The 17,772-nt window shown below is 73.4% G+C and carries 15 protein-coding genes and 1 pseudogene; 5 read left to right on the forward strand and 11 right to left on the reverse strand.

Annotated features, from left to right (window positions below; all coding sequences use genetic code 11):
* The first annotated feature begins 84 nt into the window (after positions 1 to 84).
* Positions 85 to 1,296 carry an MFS transporter gene (locus R4Z62_RS05020; protein ID WP_491519227.1) on the forward strand — a complete coding sequence of 404 codons (1,212 nt, stop codon included), beginning with the start codon at positions 85 to 87 and terminating at the stop codon, positions 1,294 to 1,296.
* Here the strand turns inward: R4Z62_RS05020 and R4Z62_RS05025 are convergent.
* Complete coding sequence (locus R4Z62_RS05025; protein WP_064531606.1) at positions 1,256 to 1,714, reverse strand: acyl-CoA thioesterase; 459 nt, start codon at positions 1,712 to 1,714, stop codon at positions 1,256 to 1,258. The two genes, R4Z62_RS05020 and R4Z62_RS05025, sit on opposite strands and share 41 nt — an antisense overlap.
* 152 nt (positions 1,715 to 1,866) lie before the next feature.
* On the opposite strand from R4Z62_RS05025, the gene R4Z62_RS05030 reads away from it, so the two are divergent.
* The 3 genes from R4Z62_RS05030 (at position 1,867) to R4Z62_RS05040 (ending at position 5,169) form a co-directional block, all read left to right on the forward strand.
* Complete coding sequence (locus tag R4Z62_RS05030; RefSeq protein ID WP_064531608.1) at positions 1,867 to 3,276, forward strand: uracil-xanthine permease family protein; 1,410 nt, start codon at positions 1,867 to 1,869, stop codon at positions 3,274 to 3,276.
* 129 nt (positions 3,277 to 3,405) lie between these two features.
* Positions 3,406 to 4,128, forward strand: a complete 723-nt coding sequence (locus tag R4Z62_RS05035; protein ID WP_389599939.1) for a DUF5995 family protein — start codon at positions 3,406 to 3,408, stop codon at positions 4,126 to 4,128.
* Positions 4,129 to 4,239: 111 nt separating this feature from the next.
* Entirely contained in the window at positions 4,240 to 5,169 is a 930-nt protein-coding gene (locus tag R4Z62_RS05040; protein ID WP_491519228.1) for an LLM class F420-dependent oxidoreductase, read from the forward strand.
* A 16-nt stretch (positions 5,170 to 5,185) separates the two neighbouring features.
* On the opposite strand, the gene R4Z62_RS05045 is transcribed toward R4Z62_RS05040, so the two are convergent.
* Positions 5,186 to 6,883 (reverse strand): flavin monoamine oxidase family protein, encoded by a 1,698-nt coding sequence (locus R4Z62_RS05045; RefSeq protein ID WP_064531612.1) that lies wholly within the window; start codon positions 6,881 to 6,883, stop codon positions 5,186 to 5,188.
* A 56-nt stretch (positions 6,884 to 6,939) separates the two neighbouring features.
* On the reverse strand, positions 6,940 to 7,737 hold the full coding sequence (locus R4Z62_RS05050) for a carbon-nitrogen hydrolase family protein (RefSeq protein WP_491521842.1): 798 nt from the start codon (positions 7,735 to 7,737) through the stop codon (positions 6,940 to 6,942).
* Positions 7,738 to 8,054: 317 nt separating this feature from the next.
* On the opposite strand from R4Z62_RS05050, the gene R4Z62_RS05055 reads away from it, so the two are divergent.
* Positions 8,055 to 8,606, forward strand: coding sequence for a hypothetical protein (locus R4Z62_RS05055; protein ID WP_064531614.1), 552 nt, complete (start codon positions 8,055 to 8,057; stop codon positions 8,604 to 8,606).
* Between the two features lie 9 nt (positions 8,607 to 8,615).
* Here the strand turns inward: R4Z62_RS05055 and R4Z62_RS05060 are convergent, their stop codons facing one another.
* The 8 genes and pseudogenes from R4Z62_RS05060 to R4Z62_RS05095 all read right to left on the reverse strand — a co-directional run bounded on the left by R4Z62_RS05060 (position 8,616) and on the right by R4Z62_RS05095 (position 16,653).
* On the reverse strand, positions 8,616 to 9,068 hold the full coding sequence (locus tag R4Z62_RS05060; protein ID WP_064531615.1) for an Lrp/AsnC family transcriptional regulator: 453 nt from the start codon (positions 9,066 to 9,068) through the stop codon (positions 8,616 to 8,618).
* 43 nt (positions 9,069 to 9,111) lie between these two features.
* Positions 9,112 to 10,587, reverse strand: a complete 1,476-nt coding sequence (locus R4Z62_RS05065; RefSeq protein ID WP_064531617.1) for an amino acid permease — start codon at positions 10,585 to 10,587, stop codon at positions 9,112 to 9,114.
* Between the two features lie 321 nt (positions 10,588 to 10,908).
* On the reverse strand, positions 10,909 to 12,360 hold the full coding sequence (locus R4Z62_RS05070) for a GuaB1 family IMP dehydrogenase-related protein (RefSeq protein WP_079158840.1): 1,452 nt from the start codon (positions 12,358 to 12,360) through the stop codon (positions 10,909 to 10,911).
* Between the two features lie 123 nt (positions 12,361 to 12,483).
* Positions 12,484 to 12,741 (reverse strand): barstar family protein, encoded by a 258-nt coding sequence (locus R4Z62_RS05075; RefSeq protein ID WP_491521843.1) that lies wholly within the window; start codon positions 12,739 to 12,741, stop codon positions 12,484 to 12,486.
* Positions 12,742 to 12,810: 69 nt separating this feature from the next.
* Positions 12,811 to 13,267 (reverse strand): annotated as a pseudogene (locus tag R4Z62_RS05080) (guanyl-specific ribonuclease).
* Positions 13,268 to 13,332: 65 nt separating this feature from the next.
* Positions 13,333 to 14,376 carry a sugar-binding transcriptional regulator gene (locus R4Z62_RS05085; protein ID WP_079158841.1) on the reverse strand — a complete coding sequence of 348 codons (1,044 nt, stop codon included), beginning with the start codon at positions 14,374 to 14,376 and terminating at the stop codon, positions 13,333 to 13,335.
* A 92-nt stretch (positions 14,377 to 14,468) separates the two neighbouring features.
* Positions 14,469 to 15,155, reverse strand: a complete 687-nt coding sequence (rpe, locus tag R4Z62_RS05090) for a ribulose-phosphate 3-epimerase (protein WP_064531623.1) — start codon at positions 15,153 to 15,155, stop codon at positions 14,469 to 14,471.
* Positions 15,156 to 15,234: 79 nt separating this feature from the next.
* Positions 15,235 to 16,653 (reverse strand): RsmB/NOP family class I SAM-dependent RNA methyltransferase, encoded by a 1,419-nt coding sequence (locus R4Z62_RS05095; protein ID WP_355482634.1) that lies wholly within the window; start codon positions 16,651 to 16,653, stop codon positions 15,235 to 15,237.
* Positions 16,654 to 17,772 lie beyond the last annotated feature (1,119 nt).

A 17,772-nucleotide genomic window follows, 5' to 3' on the forward strand; every position in this document is an offset into this window, starting at 1 on the left:
AATCCCCTATCTATCAGGCAGGGTCCCTGATAGTTTACGTCCGCACGTCGGCCGGAGAGCACACAGCCCGGGAGGGGCCGGAGAATGACAGCAGTGGTCCACCAGCAGCGCGAGGTCAGACGCGCCCGGTACGCCGTGGCGGCCGTCTTCGCCGTGCACGGCTCGGTGACCGGTTCGTTCGCGACCCGGGTGCCGTGGATCCAGGACCATGCCTCGGTCAGCGCCGGGCAGCTGGGCCTCGCGCTCGCCTTCCCCGCGCTGGGCGCGTCCCTGGCGATGCCGCTCGCGGGCGGCATCAGCCACCGCTTCGGCGCCCGCACCGCGCTGCGCGGCCTGCTGGCCCTGTGGACGCTCTCGCTGGTCCTGCCCGCCCTCGCCCCGAACCTGCCGGTCCTGTGCCTGGCGCTGTTCGTCTACGGCGCCTCGTCCGGCATGGCGGACGTCGCGATGAACGCCCTCGGCGTGGAGGTCGAGAACCGGCTGGGCCGGTCGATCATGTCCGGGCTGCACGGGATGTGGAGCGGGGGCGCCCTGGTCGGCTCGGCGGCCGGCACCCTGGCCGCGCACCTGGGCGCGGACGCCCGCCTGCACCATGTCCTGGCGGCCGGTGTGCTGACGGTCCTCGGCCTGGTCGCCTGCACCTGGGTGCTGGACCTCCAGCCGGCCGAGGACGAGGAGCCGCCGCCGCGGTTCGCGCTGCCGCCCAGGTCGGCGCTGCTGATCGGCGCGGTCGGGTTCTGCGCGGTGTTCGCGGAGGGCGCCAGCCTGGACTGGTCGGCGGTGTATCTGCGCCACCAGCTGGAGACCTCGGCCGGGCTCGCCGCGGCCTGCACCACGGGCTTCACGCTCACCATGGCCGTCGCCCGGATCGCCGGCGACCGCGTGGTGAACCGGTACGGCTCGGTGCGCACCGTGCGGGCCGGGGGCCTGCTGGCCGTCGTGGGCGGGCTGCTGGTGGTGCTGGCGGGGCACCCGGCCGTGGCGATGGGCGGGTTCGCGCTGATGGGGCTCGGTATCGCGGTGGTCGTGCCGCTCTGCTTCGCCGCGGCGGGCCGCAGCGGACCGAACCCCAGTCAGGCCATCGCGGGCGTGGCGACCATCACGTACACCTCCGGGCTGGTCGCGCCGAGTGCGATCGGCGGGCTCGCCCAGGCCACCAGCCTGGTGGTGTCGTTCGGTCTCGTCACCGTGCTGGCCTGCGGCCTCGCGGTCTTCGCCGGAGTGCTGCGGGCCGGTGACCGGGACCGTCCGAAGATCACCGCGCCGGACGCAGCAGTGCCCGGCCCGCGCGCCTGAACCCCTCGCTCCAGGGGGCGGGCCGCAGGGTGGCCGCGTCCAGCCGGACCAGGACGCGGCTGCCCGAGGCGTACGTCAGCGCGCCGTCGGCCGAGCAGAAGCGGAAGCCGTAGGTGAGACCGGTGGTGCCGAGCCGGTCCAGCCACAGGTGGACGGCGTACTCACCCGGCCGGGTGACCGGCGCGTCATAGGTGATCCGCAGTTCCCTGACCGCGTTGCAGGCGTCGCCCGCCGCCGTCCAGTCGCCCTCGAAGCGGAAGCCGTGCCCGTGCCACAGCTGTGACCAGGCCCGCTCCACCAGCAGCGGGTAGCGGGCGTTGTGCAGCAGTCCCAGGGCGTCCAGGTCGTCGAAGTGGACGGCGACGGGGACCAGCCGTCCGTACGACAGGTCGGGTGCTGCGGGTGCTTCGGTGGTCACGGCGGTGCTCCTGGACGTACGGGCCGGGGATGGTTCGCCCGCCATCCTAAGCGGTCGCTCACCTTGTGTGGCGGGGAAGGTGCTGGTCAGCCGCCCGCCACCCGCACAATGGTCTCGACCGACTTCACGTACAGAGAAAGCGAAACCCCACCATGGACCTCGGCGTGCGCTGGAAACTGCACGGTGACGGGCGCACGCCCGCACCCGGAGCGGTGGTCCGGCCCGACGAACGGCTGTCCTGGCCCCGCACGGTCGGGCTCGGCGCCCAGCACGTCGTGGCCATGTTCGGCGCCTCCTTCGTGGCCCCCGTGCTCATGGGCCTCGACCCCAACCTCGCCATCATGATGTCGGGCGTGGCGACCGTGATCTTCCTGCTCGCCACCCGCGGCCGGGTGCCCAGCTACCTGGGCTGCTCGCTGTCGTTCGTGGGCGTCGCCGCGGTGATCCGGGCGCAGGGCGGCACCAGCGCGACGGTGACCGGCGCGGTCCTGGTCGTCGGCGCGGTGCTGTTCCTGGTCGGTGTGGCGGTGCAGCGGTTCGGGGCGCGGATCATCCACGCCGCGATGCCGCCGATCGTCACCGGCGCCGTCGTCATGCTGATCGGCTTCAACCTGGCCCCGGTGACCGCCTCCACCTACTGGCCGCAGGACCAGTGGACCGCGCTGCTGGTGATGCTGTTCACCGGTCTGGCCGTCGTCTGCCTGCGGGGTTTCTGGTCCCGGATCGCGATCTTCCTCGGGCTGGTCTTCGGCTACGGCATCTCGTGGATCTTCGACCGGGTCTTCGGCAAGATCCACTCCGTGGACGGGTCGGGGAAGCTCACCGACCACTGGCGCCTGGACCTCTCGGGCGTCGGCAAGGCCGACTGGGTCGGGCTGCCGTCCTTCCACGGCCCGGCGTTCCACTGGTCGGCGATCCTGGTCGCGCTGCCCGTCGTCATCGCGCTGGTCGCGGAGAACGCGGGCCATGTGAAGGCGGTCGGCGAGATGACCGGCGACCCGCTCGACGACAAGCTGGGCACGGCGATCTCGGCGGACGGCGTGGCCTCCGTGCTGTCCACGGCGGTGGGCGGCCCGCCCAACACCACCTACTCCGAGAACATCGGCGTCATGGCCGCCACCCGCGTCTACTCCACGGCCGCCTACTGGGCCGCCGCCGGGTTCGCGCTGCTGTTCGGCCTCTGCCCGAAGTTCGGCGCGGTCGTGGCCGCGATCCCGGGCGGTGTGCTCGGCGGCATCACCGTCATCCTGTACGGCATGATCGGTCTGCTCGGCGCGCAGATCTGGAGCAACGCCCGGGTCGACCTGCGCAATCCGCTGAACCTGGTGCCGGCCGCCGCGGGCATCATCATCGGCGTCGGCAACGTCAGCATGAAGTTCACCGACACCTTCTCCCTGAGCGGCATCGCCCTCGGCACGGTCGTCGTCATCACCGGCTACCACGCCCTGCGCGCCTTCGCCCCCGCGCATCTGAAGCAGCAGGAACCACTGCTCGACGAGGGCACCTCCTCCTACGACGCGCCGGGCCGTCCCGGTGGCGACGCGGGGACCTCCGCGCCGTAGCCGCGCACCGGCCGCACCGTAGCCGTACATCCGGCGGACCGGCCCCGGACCGGGCGGGCGTTCCCCCGTTCCGGGGAAGCGTCCGGCCCGTCGGCACCGGCCGCGGTGCGTGCCTGCGACGCTGCCCGCATGGGGCAATCGGCACGACTCGCCCGCCGGCCGGACGCCGCCGGGACCACCGACACCGCAGCCGCCGTGGACACGGTCCTGGCCCGGCTGCGCGCGAGCGCCGCCGGACCGCCGGAGCGGGACGGGATCGCGGTCTTCCACCGCGCCTACCTCGCGGTCGCCGAGGAGGCCGCCCGCCGCCCGGCGGCCGGGCGGCCCGCCACCGCGCGGGCCGCGGCCGCGCTGCACGCACGGCTCGCCGGACGGTATCTGGCCGCCGTGGACCCGGCGGCCGGGGAGCGGCGCGCGCCGGACTGCTGGCGTCCGCTGCTCCAGGCGCGCCGGCACCCCGGCGTACGGCCGCTCCAGTTCGCCCTTGCGGGCCTGCACGCGCACACCGGGCACGATCTGGCGCTCGCCGTGGTGGACACCTGCGCCGCCCTGGGGTGCGAACCGGCCGAGCTGGAGGGCGCCTTCGAGCGCGTGGGCGATCTCCTCGCCGCGCTGGAGGAACGCGCCCGGGACGACCTGGCGCCGGGCCCCGACCTGCTGCGGATCGCCGACCCGCTCACCCATCTGCTCGGCGCCTGGCACCCCGAGCGGGCACGGGACGCCGCCTGGACGGCCGCGCGGACGCTGTGGGCGCTGCGCCCGGTGCCCGAGCTGGCCGGGGAGTCCGCCCGCCGGCTGGACGCGGCCGTCGGCCTCACCGCGCGCATGATGCTCACCCCGCTGCCGCGCTGACACCCGCCCGGCCCGCACCCGGTTCCCCGGAACTCCCTTGTCCTCACGGTACGTTGGCTCTTCTGCACCGGGACATCGGTGATCACCGGCATCACGAAGGAGCGCATCGCCATGGCGACCCGTCTGGGACTGGGCCTTCCGCAGAACCGGCAGTACGACCTCGGCAGGGACGTGCCCGACGTGGCGCGGGCCGCGGAGGAGATCGGCTACGACAGCCTGTGGGTGTACGAGCGGGCGCTGTTCCCCGAGCCCGCCACCCAGGGCCTGTACGGCATCGAGGGCCTGCCCTGGCCCGACGCCTACCGCCATGTGGCCGAGCCGCTGGTCACGCTCACCCTCGCCGCGGCGGCCACCGAGCGGGTGGACCTGGGCACCAGCGTGCTCGTGGCGCCGCTGCACGTGCCGTTCCAGCTCGCCCGCTCGCTCGCCTCGCTGGACGCGGCCAGCGGCGGCCGGGTGATCGCGGGCTTCGGCACCGGCTGGTCGACGGACGAGTACGCGGCGGCGGGCGTCCGCCCGATCGAGGAGCGCGGCCGGGTGCTGGACGAGGTGATCGACGTCTGCCGCGCGGTGTGGGGCCCGGACCCGGTGCGCCACCACGGCCCGGTCACCCGGATCGACTCGGCGCTGGTGGGCCCCAAGCCCGCCCGGCCCATCCCCGTCCTGCTGGCCGCGGGCAGCCGCAAGGCGCGTGAGCGGCTGGTGGAGCACGCGGACGGCTGGCTGCCGACCAGCATGGGCATCGACCAGGTGGCCGCGCAGTGGCACGCCTTGCAGGATCTGGCCGCCGAGCGCGGCCGGCAGCAGCCGATCCGGACCGTGCTGCGGGCCAACGCCCGCTACGCGGCCAAGGCCCAGGAGGGCGCCGACCGGGCGCACTTCCACGGCAGCGTCGACCAGATCGTCGAGGACCTGTTCCCCTATGTGGAGCTGGGGATGCAGGAGATCCTGGTCGATGTCCAGAGCACCCTGCGGGACGCCGGTGAGCTGAAGGACGTGGCCGCCGAGCTGTACGAGAAGGCGCGGGCCGCGGGGCTGTGACGGCCCGCGGCCGGGCTCAGTCCTCGGGGAGTTCGACGGGCGCGATCTCGTCGTAGACGTCGCCGGGGCCCGGGTTGGCCGCGTCCGTGGCCCCGCCGAAGTGGTGCATCACGCCCCAGACCGCGTTCAGCGCGGTCTGGACGGCGCCCTCGGCCCAGCCGGCCGTCCAGGAGATGTCGTCGCCCGCCAGGAAGATGCCCCGCTTGTCCGCGGGCAGCCGGTCCTGCATGAAGTGGGTGAACAGGCGGCGCTGGTAGCGGTAGTGGCCGGGCAGGTTGGCCTTGAACGCGCCCATGAAGTAGGGCTCGTTCTCCCAGGAGACGGTCACCGGGTTGCCGATGATGTGCTTCCTGATGTCGACCCGCGGATAGATCTCCGACAGCGACTTCAGCATGACCTCCATCCGCTCGTTCGCGGACAGCGGCAGCCACTTCAGGCTGTCGTCGCACCAGGTGTAGGAGAGGCAGATCACGGCGGGCTTGTCCGGGCCGTCGTCCAGCAGGTACGTGCCGCGGGTCATCCGGTCGGTCAGCGTCATCGACATGACGTCCCGCCCGGTGGCCTCGTCCTTGTCCAGCCAGAACGGCCGGTCCACCGGCACGAACAGCTTGCTGGACTCCATGTAGTGGGTGCGCTCGATCGCCGTCCAGTGGTCGATCGGGAACAGCTCGTCGTCGCACTGGATCTTGGACAGCAGCATCCAGGACTGGGCGGTGAAGATCGCGGCGCGGTAGGTGCGGATGTCGCCGTCGGCGTCCGTCACGGTGATCCGGTTGCCGGCGGTGCGGTGCAGCCGGGTCACGGCCGGGCGCGGCTCGCCTCCGGGGTGCAGGGACTTCAGCGAGGTGCCGTACGGCCAGTGGACGATCTTCTCCGGCTCGCGCTCCCACAGCCTGAGGGGCAGCTGCTGCGAGCCGCCGACGATGCCGCGGTGGTGGTCGTCCGCCTCGGTGTAGACGACGCGCAGGATCTCCAGGATGGAGTTCGGGAAGTCGGTGTCCCAGCCGCCGGTGCCGAAGCCGACCTGGCCGAAGATCTCCCGGTGCCGGAAGGACCGGAACGCCTCGGAGTCGCACAGGAAGCCGTAGAAGGTCTGGTTGTCGAGCTTCTCCACGAGGCGCGACCAGATCTCGCGGATGCGCGGCACGTCCCGCTCGCGCAGGGCGCGGTTCATGTCGGAGAAGTCGGCGCCCTCCTCCAGGCACCGGCCCCAGGCGTCCGCGACGTCCCGGTAGACCTGCGGCAGGTCGTCGACGGTCTCGGCGTAGTGCGACTCGCCCTTGAGGTCGACGACCGTCGAGGGGGTGGTCTCGGCGAGCGGGTTGGGGAAGGGCCGGGTCCTGAGGTCCACCAGGTCGATGTAGTGCTGGAGCGCCGTGGAGGAGGGCGGGAAGCGCATCGCGCCCATCTCGGCGGTCAGCGACTCGTCGCAGCCCTCGAAGCCGACGGTGCGCAGCCGGCCGCCGATCCGGTCCGCCTCGTACACGACGGGCTTCAGACCCATCTTCATCAGCTCGTAGGCGGCCACGACCCCGGACAGGCCGCCGCCGACGACCGCGACCTCGGCGCCGTGCTCGGTGGCGGGTATCTGGCCGAGCCCGGCCGGGTGGGCGAGGAAGTCGTCGTAGGCGTACGGGAAGTCCGGGCCGAACATGGTGATCGGCGGCTGCTGCTCGTCTGCGTGCTCGACGGCGTTGGGCACGGTGGACGTCATGGGGTACGGACTCCTTGCACGGGGAAGGTCGCGGGGTTGCGGGGGCGGGGCGGGCGTCAGCCGGGGGTGCCGAGGGAACCGTAGAGGCCGGGGCGGCGGTCGCTCAGATACGGGTTGGCCGCGCGGGAGGCGGCGAGCGCGGCGGGGTCGACGTCGGCGAGGAGCAGGTCCTCGCCGCGGCCGGCGCGGGCGCGGGCGCTGCCGTCGGGTCCGGCGAGGACGGAGAGGCCGACGAACTCGAAGTCGCCCTCCTGCCCGGCCCGGTTGACATAGGCGACGTAGAGCTGGTTCTCGAAGGCGCGCACCGGCACCAGCGACTCGGCGACGAACTGGAACGGGTGCATCTGCGCGGTCGGGACGACCAGGAGGTCGGTACCGGCCAGGGCGTGCGCGCGGACGTTCTCCGGGAACTCGACGTCGTAGCAGATCAGCAGGCCGACCCTCAGGCCGCCCAGCTCGGCCTGGACGACGGGCTCGTCGCCGGGCGTGAACACCTCGCGCTCGAAGGGGCCGAAGAGGTGGGTCTTGCGGTAGCCGGCCAGCCGGGTGCCGTCGGCGGAGATCAGCTGGACGGAGTTGAAGACGGCCTCGCCGGCCCGCTCCGGGTAGCCGTAGGCGACGGCCAGGCCGTGCCGGCAGGCGAGTTCGGCGACGGCGTCGGCCGCCTCCCCGTCGGCGGGCTCGGCGAGCCGGCCGACGCCGTCGCCGATCGCGTACCCGGTCAGGAACATCTCCGAGGTGACCAGCAGCCCGGCACCTGCCTCGGCGGCGCGGCCCGCGGCGGTGTCGAGCACCTTGAGGTTCTCGGCGACGGAGCCGGGGCGGCCGGAGCTCTGGAGCAGGGCGGTGCGCAGCGGCGGCATGGCGGTCCTAGGGAGGGTGCGGGGCGCGGTCGGGGGGCCGGAACGACGGTACGTTTCGCCTGGTCGGAGGGACAAGACGGGACCGTTGCGTCTGTGCGGGCGATCCGTTGCGCCCCGGGCGGCGCCCGCGGCGATTCGTTGCGCGGCGGACGCCGCCGCGCTGCCGCCGCGGGGGTACGTCCGGCCGGTGCGCCTCCCCCGCGCGGCGGAGGCGGGTGCCGACCGGCGGACGACGCGCCGGGGCCCCGGGCGGCGGGAGGGTGGGCACACCCGGAGGGACCGGGCAGGAACGATCACGGGAGGTGCCCATGGGCAGGGGACGGATGCGTGTGCCGGCGGCCGCGGCGGCCGCGCTAGCGGTGTGCGCGACGGGTACGGCCGTCGCTGCCGCCGACGGCGGGCGCGGCCGGCCGCCACAGCGCGAGGCGGCGGCCCTGACCGGCACGGCCAAGCTGTACCGGCCGCTCGGCGACGACATCACCTTCTCCTTCGACGCGCATCTGGCGGCGAAGGACACCATGGACCCGCTCAAGGCGTACGGCACGTTCGCCTTCAGCCACTATCTGAACGGCAGGGGCGGCTACGCACGGGGCCGGGTCGACTGCCTGACGACGGGCGGGCGGACGGCGGTGCTGACGGGCGTGGTGACCGACTCGGACACCCCGTTCAAGGGGCGCCGGGTCGGCATCACGGTCACCGACGACGGGCGGCACGACCGGGTGGGCTACACCTGGATCAGTGAGGACACCGAGAAGCTCACGGTGCCGCGCTGCCTGGGCGCGGCGCCCTTCGAGACCGTCGAGCCGGGCACCGGCGACTTCACGGTGCTGCCCTGGCACCCGGTGTATCCCACCGAGTGAGGAAGGGGCTCAGGTGGGTGAGCCGGAGGAGTACCTGCGCAGCAGCGGGGAGAGGACCAGGACCGACTTGGTGCGCTCCACGAACGGCTCGCCCGCGATGCGCTCAAGGACCCGTTCGAAGTGGCGCATGTCGGCGGCGAAGACCTGGGCGATCGCGTCCGCGTCACCGGTGACGGTGGACGCGGACACGACCTCCTGGTAGCGCTCCAGGCCGCGCTGGATCGTCTCCGGCGAGGTGTTGCGCCGGCAGTGGATCTCCACATAGCCCTCGGTGTGCCAGCCGAGCGCCGCCGGGTCGACGCGGACCGTGAAGCCGGTGATGGCGCCGGTGGCGCGCAGCCGGTCCACGCGCCGTTTGACGGCGGGCGCGGACAGTCCGATCAGCTGCCCGATGTCCGCGTAGGAGCGGCGGGCGTCCTCGGCGAGGGCGTGCACGATGCGTTCGTCGAGTTCGTTCAGCACGGGGTGCGGGTCATTTCTCCGGGCTCGGGTCCGGTCGTCCGGTCTACTGGGCTGCCGTCGCGGGGCCGGAACCGGCCGCGAGACGGGAACGGCGGTGGCCGTACAGGAAGTAGATCACGAGCCCGGCGGCCATCCAGATCCCGAAGACCACCCAGGTGACGGTGGACAGGCTGCCCATCATCCACACGCACAGCACGAAGCCGATCGCGGGCAGCACCGGCGACAGCGGCACCCGGAAGGTGCGGCGCATGGCGGGCCTGGTCCGGCGCAGCACCACGACGGCCACGTTGACCAGGGCGAAGGCGAAGAGGGTGCCGATGCTGGTGGCGTCCGCGAGCTGGCCCAGCGGGATGGCGGCGGCCAGCACACCGCAGAACAGGGACACGATGAGCGTGTTCACCCGGGGCGCGCCGGACTTCGGGTGGACGCGGGAGAACGCCTTGGGCACCAGGCCGTCGCGGGACATGGCGAACAGGATGCGGGTCTGGCCGTAGAGCACGGTCAGTACGACGCTGGCGATGGCGATGACCGCGCAGAAGGCCAGCAGCGTCCCCCAGAAGCTCTGGCCGGTGACATCGCGCATGATCTGGGCGAGGGCGGCCTCCGAGTCGTTGAACTGCCGCCAGGGCTTGGCGCCCACCGCGACGGCGGCGACCAGGACGTACAGCGCGGTGACGATGACCAGGGAGAGCATGATCGCGCGGGGCAGGTCGCGCTGCGCGTTCTTGGCCTCCTCACCGGCGGTGGAGGCGGCGTCGAAGCCGATGTACGAGAAGAACAGCGTCGCGCCCGCCGCGCTGACACCGCCCATGCCGAGCGGCATGAAGTGGGAGTAGTTGCCGGAGCGGAAGCCCTGGACGCCGATGGCGCAGAACAGGATCAGCGCGGCGATCTTCACACACACCATGACCGTGTTGGCGCGGGCCGACTCCTTGGCGCCGCCGAGCAGGAAGACCATCGCGAGCAGCACGACGAGCAGCGCGGGCAGGTTGAAGACCCCGCCGTCGCCGGGCGGCGCCGACAGGGCCGCGGGTATGGTCACGCCGATCGTGCCCTTGAGCAGCTCGTTGAGGTACTCGCCCCAGCCGACGGCGACGGCGGCCACCGACACGCCGTACTCCAGGACCAGGCACCAGCCGCAGATCCAGGCGATCAGCTCGCCCATCGTTGCGTATGCGTACGAGTACGAGGATCCGGAGACCGGGATGGTGCCGGCCAGCTCGGCGTAGGAGAGGGCGGAGAAGAGCGCCGTGAGACCGGCGATCACGAAGGAGAGCGTGACGGCGGGCCCGGCCTTGGGGACGGCCTCGCCGAGCACCACGAAGATGCCGGTGCCCAGGGTGGCACCGATGCTGATCATGGTGAGCTGCCACAGCCCCAGGGACCGCCTGAGCGTTCCGCCCTCACCCTGACCGCCCTCTGCGACCAGGCGTTCCACCGGCTTGCGGCGCATCAGGCGGGCGCCGAGAGACGGGGGGACGGTGGTGCTGCGGTCCGGGGGTGCGCCTTGGTCGAGCACGCGCGGCTCCTTGTCGCTGCGATGTGTCGGAGCGGGCGGGACCGGTGGCGCCCCGTCCCGCGGGGACCCACCGAGCGGGGTCCCTGCCACGCCATGTACAGCGCAGACCTTATGAGGCTGCGCTTCACAAGCGTAATGCAGCAACCTTGCGTCTCCCCGCATGATCGTTGCGTTCCGGGGCCCGGCGCGGGTGTTCGTTGCGCCGGTGCTTTCGTCCGTTGCGTGCGGGACGGGTGGGACTGACCGGGTGTGTCCGGCATGCGGAAGGCCCCCGCGCTCCCGTCACCGGGAGAGCGGGGGCCTCGCCTCAGCGGGTGCCGGTCAGCTCCAGCTGGCGTGCAGCGGCTTGCCCTCGGCGTAGCCCGCGGCGCTCTGGACGCCGACGATCGCCTTCTCGGCGAACTCCTCCAGGGAGCCCGCACCGGCGTAGGTGCAGGAGGAGCGGACGCCCGCGATGATCGAGTCGATCAGGTCCTCGACACCCGGGCGGTCCGGGTCGAGGAACATCCGGGAGGTGGAGATGCCCTCCTCGAACAGCGCCTTGCGGGCCCGGTCGTACGCCGACTCCTCCGAGGTGCGGTTGCGCACCGCGCGCGCGGAGGCCATGCCGAAGGACTCCTTGTAGAGGCGGCCGTTGGCGTCCTGCTGGAGGTCGCCGGGCGACTCGTAGGTGCCCGCGAACCAGGAGCCGACCATCACGTTGGACGCGCCGGCGGCCAGTGCCATGGCGACGTCGCGGGGGTGGCGGACACCGCCGTCGGCCCACACGTGCTTGCCGTACTTCCTCGCCTCGGCCGCGCACTCCAGCACGGCGGAGAACTGCGGGCGACCCACACCGGTCATCATGCGGGTGGTGCACATGGCACCCGGGCCCACCCCGACCTTGATGATGTCCGCGCCCGCGTCGATCAGGTCCTTGACGCCCTCGGCGGAGACGATGTTCCCGGCCACGATCGGCACCCGCGGGTCGAGGGCGCGGACCACCTGGACCGCGCTGATCATCGACTCCTGGTGGCCGTGCGCGGTGTCGATGACGAGCGTGTCGACGCCCGCGTCGAGGAGCTGCTTGGCCTTGCCCGCCACATCGCCGTTGATGCCGACGGCGGCGGCGACCCGGAGCCTGCCCTGCGCGTCCACGGCCGGGGTGTACAGCGTGGCCCGCAGGGCGCCCTTGCGGGTCAGGATGCCCGCCAGGCGGCCGTCCCGGTCGACGGCGGGCGCGTAGCGGCGGTTGGCGGCGTCGAGCCGGTTGAACGCCTCGCGCGGGTCGATGTCCGCGTCCAGCAGGAGCAGGTCCTTGCTCATCACCACTTCGAGCTGGGTGAAGCGGTCCACCCCGGTGAGATCCCGGTCGGTGACCACGCCGACGGGCCGTTGGTCCTCGTCGACGACCACACCGGCGTTGTGCGCGCGCTTGGGCAGCAGGGCCAGGGCGTCGGCGACCGTCTGGTGCGGGGCCAGCACGATGGGGGTGTCCAGGACGTGGTGGCGGCCCTTGACCCAGGAGGTCACCTCGGTGACGACCTCGATCGGGATGTCCTGCGGGATGACCACCAGACCGCCGCGCCGGGCCACGGTCTCGGCCATGCGGCGGCCGGCGATCGCGGTCATGTTGGCGACGACGAGCGGGATGGTGGTGCCCGTGCCGTCCGGGGAGCTGAGGTCCACGCCCTGACGCGAGCCGACCGCGCTGCGGCTCGGCACCATGAAGACGTCGTCGTACGTCAGGTCGTACGCGGGCTGGATGTCGTTGAGGAAACGCACGTGCTGCACATCCCAGTCGATCAGAGGTGGCCCCCGGACAGGTCAGCCAGGGGGAAAGAGCACGTACTTCATTGTCCCATGCCGTATGGCCCGTCATGCCCTGTCACAACATCCAGGCTGGTCAGCGGGGGGTTAGGAGGAACCTCCAAGGGCGAGGGCGACGGTGAGCGCGGGGGTGCGCTGCGACGCCTGCGCGAACACCTCCCGCGCGATGCGCCACTCCTCGGGACGGGCCTCGGCGTAGGGGCGCCACCCCACGACGACCAGCAGAAGCCCGCGCCCGGCGGCGTCTTTCGGCCATACGGAGGGATCGCCCAGGGAATCGGCCAGCGCGTCCCAGTTGCGGCCGAACCAGTCGGGCAGCGCGAGGGCGCGGGCGGCGCGGTCCATCAGGCCCGCCTTGTCCGTGATGCCGTCGAGGTCAAGGGCGACCACCAGCCGCCCCGGTCGGGTCTTCACTCATCGCAGTACCGCCCGGAAGGTGTCGTAGTGGTCGTCGGTGTAGTACAGCTCGGCGTGCTGCCCGGTGATCAGACGGCGGGCGCCCCGGGTGCGCGCGCCCGGGGTCTTGACCGTGTACTCGTGGTAGTAGCCCCGCTGGTGCCGGGGCAGCCGGTGCTCGAGGTTGCCGAAGACCACACCGTCCTGTGTGTACGGGAACGGGCCGCCCTTGTCGATCAGGGCCAGGGTCTGCCGGGCCTCGGACGGCAGCCGGGACACGCGGACGGTGGCCGTGCCCGCGGGCCCAGGAGGGGGTGGCCGTGCCGGATCCGGCGGAGGGGTTGCCGTGGCCGTGGGAGGCGGACCGCGAGGACGCCGGCGAGGCCGGGCCCTGAGCGGTGGAACACCCGGCCAGCAGGACGGAGAGACAGACGAGGAGCCCCGCGAACAGGCGGGGGACGGACCGCAGCAGCATGCCGACGATGCTCCCACGGCCGTCCTCCGGCGGCCTGCTCCAGGCCCCCCGAGGGGGCCGTGCGCTCAGACGCCGTCCGGGTCCGAGCGGTTCAGGGCCGACTTGGGAGCCGGTCCGGCCGCCAGCAGGTGGTCGGCGGCCGAGGTGTCCGTGACCAGGCTGGTGACCAGGCCGGAGCGGAGCACCGCGTCGATCGCCGCCGCCTTGCGCTGGCCGCCCGCGATGGCGACCACCTCGGGGATCCGGCGGAGCTGGTCGGCCGTGACCGTGATGCAGCGCTCCCCCAGGTCCCGGCCGATCCGGCGGCCCTCGGAGTCGAAGAGGTGCGCGGCCATCTCGGCGGCGACGCCGAGCGAGGCGTAGTGGGCGCGCTCCTCGTCGCTGAGCATGTCGTGCACCGTGGAGATGCCCGGCTCCCAGGAGCCGATGGACACACAGGCGACCGTGACCTTGTCGAAGTACTCGAAGGCACGGGCGATGCCGGTCTGGTTGCGCAGCGCGGCGGCGGTGGCCTCGTCCGGCAGCAGCATCGGCGCGTAGATGGGGTGGGCGTCGCCGCCGGAGACCTGGGCCGCGCGGCGCACCGCCTCCACCGAGCCGCGCTCGGAGGTCCCCGCGTCGTACACACCGGTCAGCTGGACCACGGTGCACGGGGGCAGCCGGTCCAGCGCCGCCGCCATGTGGATGGTGGAGCGGCCCCAGGCCAGGCCCAGCACATCGCCCTCGTCGACCAGTTCGCCGAGCAGGTCGGCGGCGACCTCGCCCAGGTTCTCCGGGTCCGGGGTCTCCTCGGCCTCGGCCGGGGACTCGACCACGACGGCGTGCCTGAGGCCGTAGCGGGCGCGGAGCGCGTCGGAGCGCTCGGCGTCCAGCTCGGCGGGGACGCGGATCTCGATGCGCACCAGATCCCGTTCGAGGGCGGTCTCCAGGACCCGGGCCACCTTGAAGCGGCTGACGCCGAACTCCTCGGCGATCTGGATCTTGGACTTGCCCTCGAGGTAGAAGCGGCGGGCCATGGCCGCCGCCTGCACCAGCTCAGCGGGTCCCATCCGCACTGCTGACCGGCCCGCCGACATACCCGACACGGCGTTCTCCTCACTGCTGTTCACACGACTGCTGTTCACACGTGCATTCGCCGTTCATCCTTGCAGATTCGGCGCTGTCGATCAGCCCTGATGAGAGCCGTTCACGTACCTGATGCTCAGTGGTTGCACACCCAGGACGCCTGAGCGGTCGCTTTCTCCGCCTGGGTGCGCAGGGCACGGACCGCCTCGGCCGGGTCCTCGGCGCCGTAGACGGCCGAACCGGCGACGAAGACGTCGGCGCCGGCGTCCGCGCACCGCTCGATCGTCGAGGCCGACACCCCGCCGTCCACCTGGAGCCACAGCTGGAGGCCGTGCCGGCCGATCAGCTCCCTGGTGCGGCGGATCTTCGGCAGCATGATGTCGAGGAACGCCTGTCCGCCGAAGCCGGGCTCCACCGTCATGATCAGGAGCATGTCCAGCTCGGGCAGCAGGTCCTCGTACGGCTCGATCGGGGTGGCGGGCTTGAGCGCCATCGAGGCCCGCGCCCCCTTGGCCCGGATCTCCCGGGCCAGCCGCACGGGCGCGGCAGCGGCCTCCACATGGAAGGTGACCGAGGAGGCCCCCGCCTCCACGTACTGCGGCGCCCAGCGGTCCGGGTCCTCGATCATCAGATGGCAGTCCAGCGGGGTGTCCGCCGCGCGCGCCAGGGACTCCACGACCGGCACGCCGAGCGTGAGATTGGGGACGAAATGGTTGTCCATCACGTCGACGTGGAGCCAGTCGGCGCCCTCGACCGCCTTCGCCTCCTCGGCGAGGCGGGCGAAGTCCGCGGACAGGATGCTGGGGTTGATCTGCACGGCCATGCCCCAAGCCTGCCATGCCGCGGCGCCGGGCCGTAACGGCGGTACCCGGGGGCCGCGCCCCGGCCCAGGCCGCCGGGGCTCAGCCGGTCCGGCGGATCAGGGCCAGGTACATCGCGTCGGTGCCGTGCAGGTGCGGCCAGAGCTGGATGTCCGGGCCCTCGCCGAGCGCGGGGACGCCGGGGAGCAGCGGCCGGGCGTCGATCAGTTCGGTCTCCGGGAACTGCTTGAGCACGTCGGAGACGACCGCCCTGGTCTCGGCGAGGTGGGGCGAGCAGGTGGCGTAGCCGACGACACCGCCCGCCCGGACCGACTCCAGCGCCGTGCGCAGCAGCCCGCGCTGGAGCGGGGCGAAGCCCTCCAGGTCCTCGGGGCGGCGCCGCCACCGCGCCTCGGGACGGCGGCGCAGCGCGCCCAGGCCGGTGCACGGCACGTCGACGAGGACCCGGTCGAAGCTGCCCGGCCGCCAGGCGGGACGCGTCCCGTCGGCGGCGATGACCTGGTACGGGCCCGGGTTCCCGGCGAGTGCCTTGGCGACCAGGCCGGCCCGGTGCGGCTGCTTCTCCGAGGCGAGCAGCACCGCGCCGCGCCCGGCGGCCAGCGCGGCGAGCAGGGCCGCCTTGCCGCCGGGTCCGGCGCAGCCGTCCAGCCAGGCGCGGTCCGGTCCGTCGAGCGGCGCGTTCGCCAGGGCCAGGGCGACGAGCTGGCTGCCCTCGTCCTGGACGCCCGCCCGGCCCTCGCGCACGGCGTCCACCGCGCCGGGCTCGCCGCCCTCGGTGAGCCGCACGGCGTACGGGGACCAGCGGCCGGGCAGCGCCGCCTCCTCGTGCAGGAGTTCGTCGGTGGTGGCCCGGCCGGGCCGGGCGACCAGGGTGACCTCGGGCCGCTCGTTGTCGGCGTCCAGCAGGTCCTCGATGCCGGCGCGTCCGCCGCCGAGCGAGTCCCACAGGGCGGAGACGACCCAGCGCGGGTGGGAGTGGACGACGGCGAGGTGGTCCTCGGGGTCCTCGTCGTAGGGCGGGGCGACCGTCTGCAGCCAGCCGTCGAGGTCGGTGCGGGCGACCTTGCGCAGGACCGCGTTGACGAACTTGGCCCGGCCGTCGCCGAGCACGACCCGGGCCAGCTCGACGGTGGCGGACACGGCGGCGTGGCTCGGGATACGGGTGCCGAGCAACTGGTGGGCGCCGAGGCTGAGCACGTCCAGGACGGGCGGGTCGACCTCCCGCAGCGGCCGGTCCACGCAGGCGGCGAGGATCGCGTCGTACGTGCCCTGGCGGCGCAGCGTGCCGTAGACCAGCTCGGTGGCGAGCGCGGCGTCCCGCCCGTCGAAGTCGCCCTTCTCGCGCGCCTTGCGCAGCAGCGGCGGCAGGACGAGGTTGGCGTACGCGTCCCGTTCGTCCACGGCGCGCAGCGCGTCGAAGGCGAGGATGCGGACGGGGTCCTTCTGGGGCCGGCGGTAGGGCTTGGCGGGCTTGCGGGGCCGACGGGGGGTGTCGCTCACGAAAAGGTGCTCCGGATGTCTGGGGCCGCCGTCGCACGGACGCCCCGGCTGGGACCCGGGCCGCCGGTGCGTGTGGCCCGGATGCGCTGTCCGCCCAGCCTACGGCCCGTACGCCGGTGCCGCTCCGGCCCCTGGACCGACTCCGGCCTCCGGACCGATTGCGGCCTCTGGACCGACTCCGGCTCCTGGACCGACTCCGGCCTTCCGGCCAACTCCGGCCTCTGGGTCCTCCGCCGGCACCTGGGGCCTCACCGGCTCCTGGACCGACTCCGGCCTCCGGACCGACTCCGGCCTCTGGGTCCTCCGCCAGCACCTGGGGCCTCACCGGCTCCTGGGTCCGCTTCGGCTTCCGGGTCCGCTTCGGCTTACGGTGCGGACCCGGCCCCTGGTTCCCCTGGGCCGTCCTGGCACTCGGGTCCGTTCCGGGTTCCGGGACCGCTCCATCGCTGGCTCCACTTCGGGCTCCGGGGCCGCCCCGGCCTTCGGGGCCGCTCCGGGGTCCGGTGCCGTTCCGGCACCCGGGTCCGCTCCGGGGTCCGGTGCCCCTCCAGCCCTCGGGCCCCCCTCCAACCCCCGGGCACGCTCCGACTCCCGGTGCCCCTCCAACCCCCGGGGCCGCCCCGGCCCTCGGGTCCGCTCCGGGTTCCGGTGGCCCCCAACCCCCGGGCCCACACCGGGTTCCGGTGCCGCTCCAACCCCCGGGTCCGCTCCGACTCCCGATGCCGCTCCGGCCTCCGGGCCCTTGCCCCCCCCGTCTGCCTCCCCCGCCGCGCCAGGACTACGGACGACCGGCCGCGCGCACGCCGCCTCCGGTCCGCCGCCGTCCCCATCCCTCGCACCGTCCCGCACGCCCCGTCCGGCCGGGACCGCCGGGCGGCCCGCCGGTGCGCGTGGCCCGGATGCGCTGTCCGCCCGGCCCACGGCCCGTGCGCCGGGTCCGCTCCGACCCGACCCGGCCCCTGGGCCCGCTCCGGCCCACGGGTCCCGTGCGGCCCCCGAGCCCTCGTACCCCGTGTCTGTCTCCCCCGCTGCGCTCGCCGCGCCAGGACTACGGACGACCGGCCGCGCACACGCCGCCCCCGGTCCGCCGCCGTCCCCGTCCCTCACAGCGCCCCGCAC

This window comes from Streptomyces sp. PL-25 (assembly GCF_058344915.1).

Coding starts and splice junctions, on each gene's coding strand:
- R4Z62_RS05030 (WP_064531608.1), top strand. CDS start 1,867: ATGGACCTCGGCGTGCGCTGGAAACTGCACGGTGACGGGCGCACGCCC.
- R4Z62_RS05035 (WP_389599939.1), top strand. CDS start 3,406: ATGGGGCAATCGGCACGACTCGCCCGCCGGCCGGACGCCGCCGGGACC.
- R4Z62_RS05020 (WP_491519227.1), top strand. CDS start 85: ATGACAGCAGTGGTCCACCAGCAGCGCGAGGTCAGACGCGCCCGGTAC.
- R4Z62_RS05045 (WP_064531612.1), bottom strand. CDS start 6,883: ATGACGTCCACCGTGCCCAACGCCGTCGAGCACGCAGACGAGCAGCAG.
- rpe (WP_064531623.1), bottom strand. CDS start 15,155: ATGGCCGTGCAGATCAACCCCAGCATCCTGTCCGCGGACTTCGCCCGC.
- R4Z62_RS05055 (WP_064531614.1), top strand. CDS start 8,055: ATGGGCAGGGGACGGATGCGTGTGCCGGCGGCCGCGGCGGCCGCGCTA.
- R4Z62_RS05075 (WP_491521843.1), bottom strand. CDS start 12,741: ATGGACCGCGCCGCCCGCGCCCTCGCGCTGCCCGACTGGTTCGGCCGC.
- R4Z62_RS05040 (WP_491519228.1), top strand. CDS start 4,240: ATGGCGACCCGTCTGGGACTGGGCCTTCCGCAGAACCGGCAGTACGAC.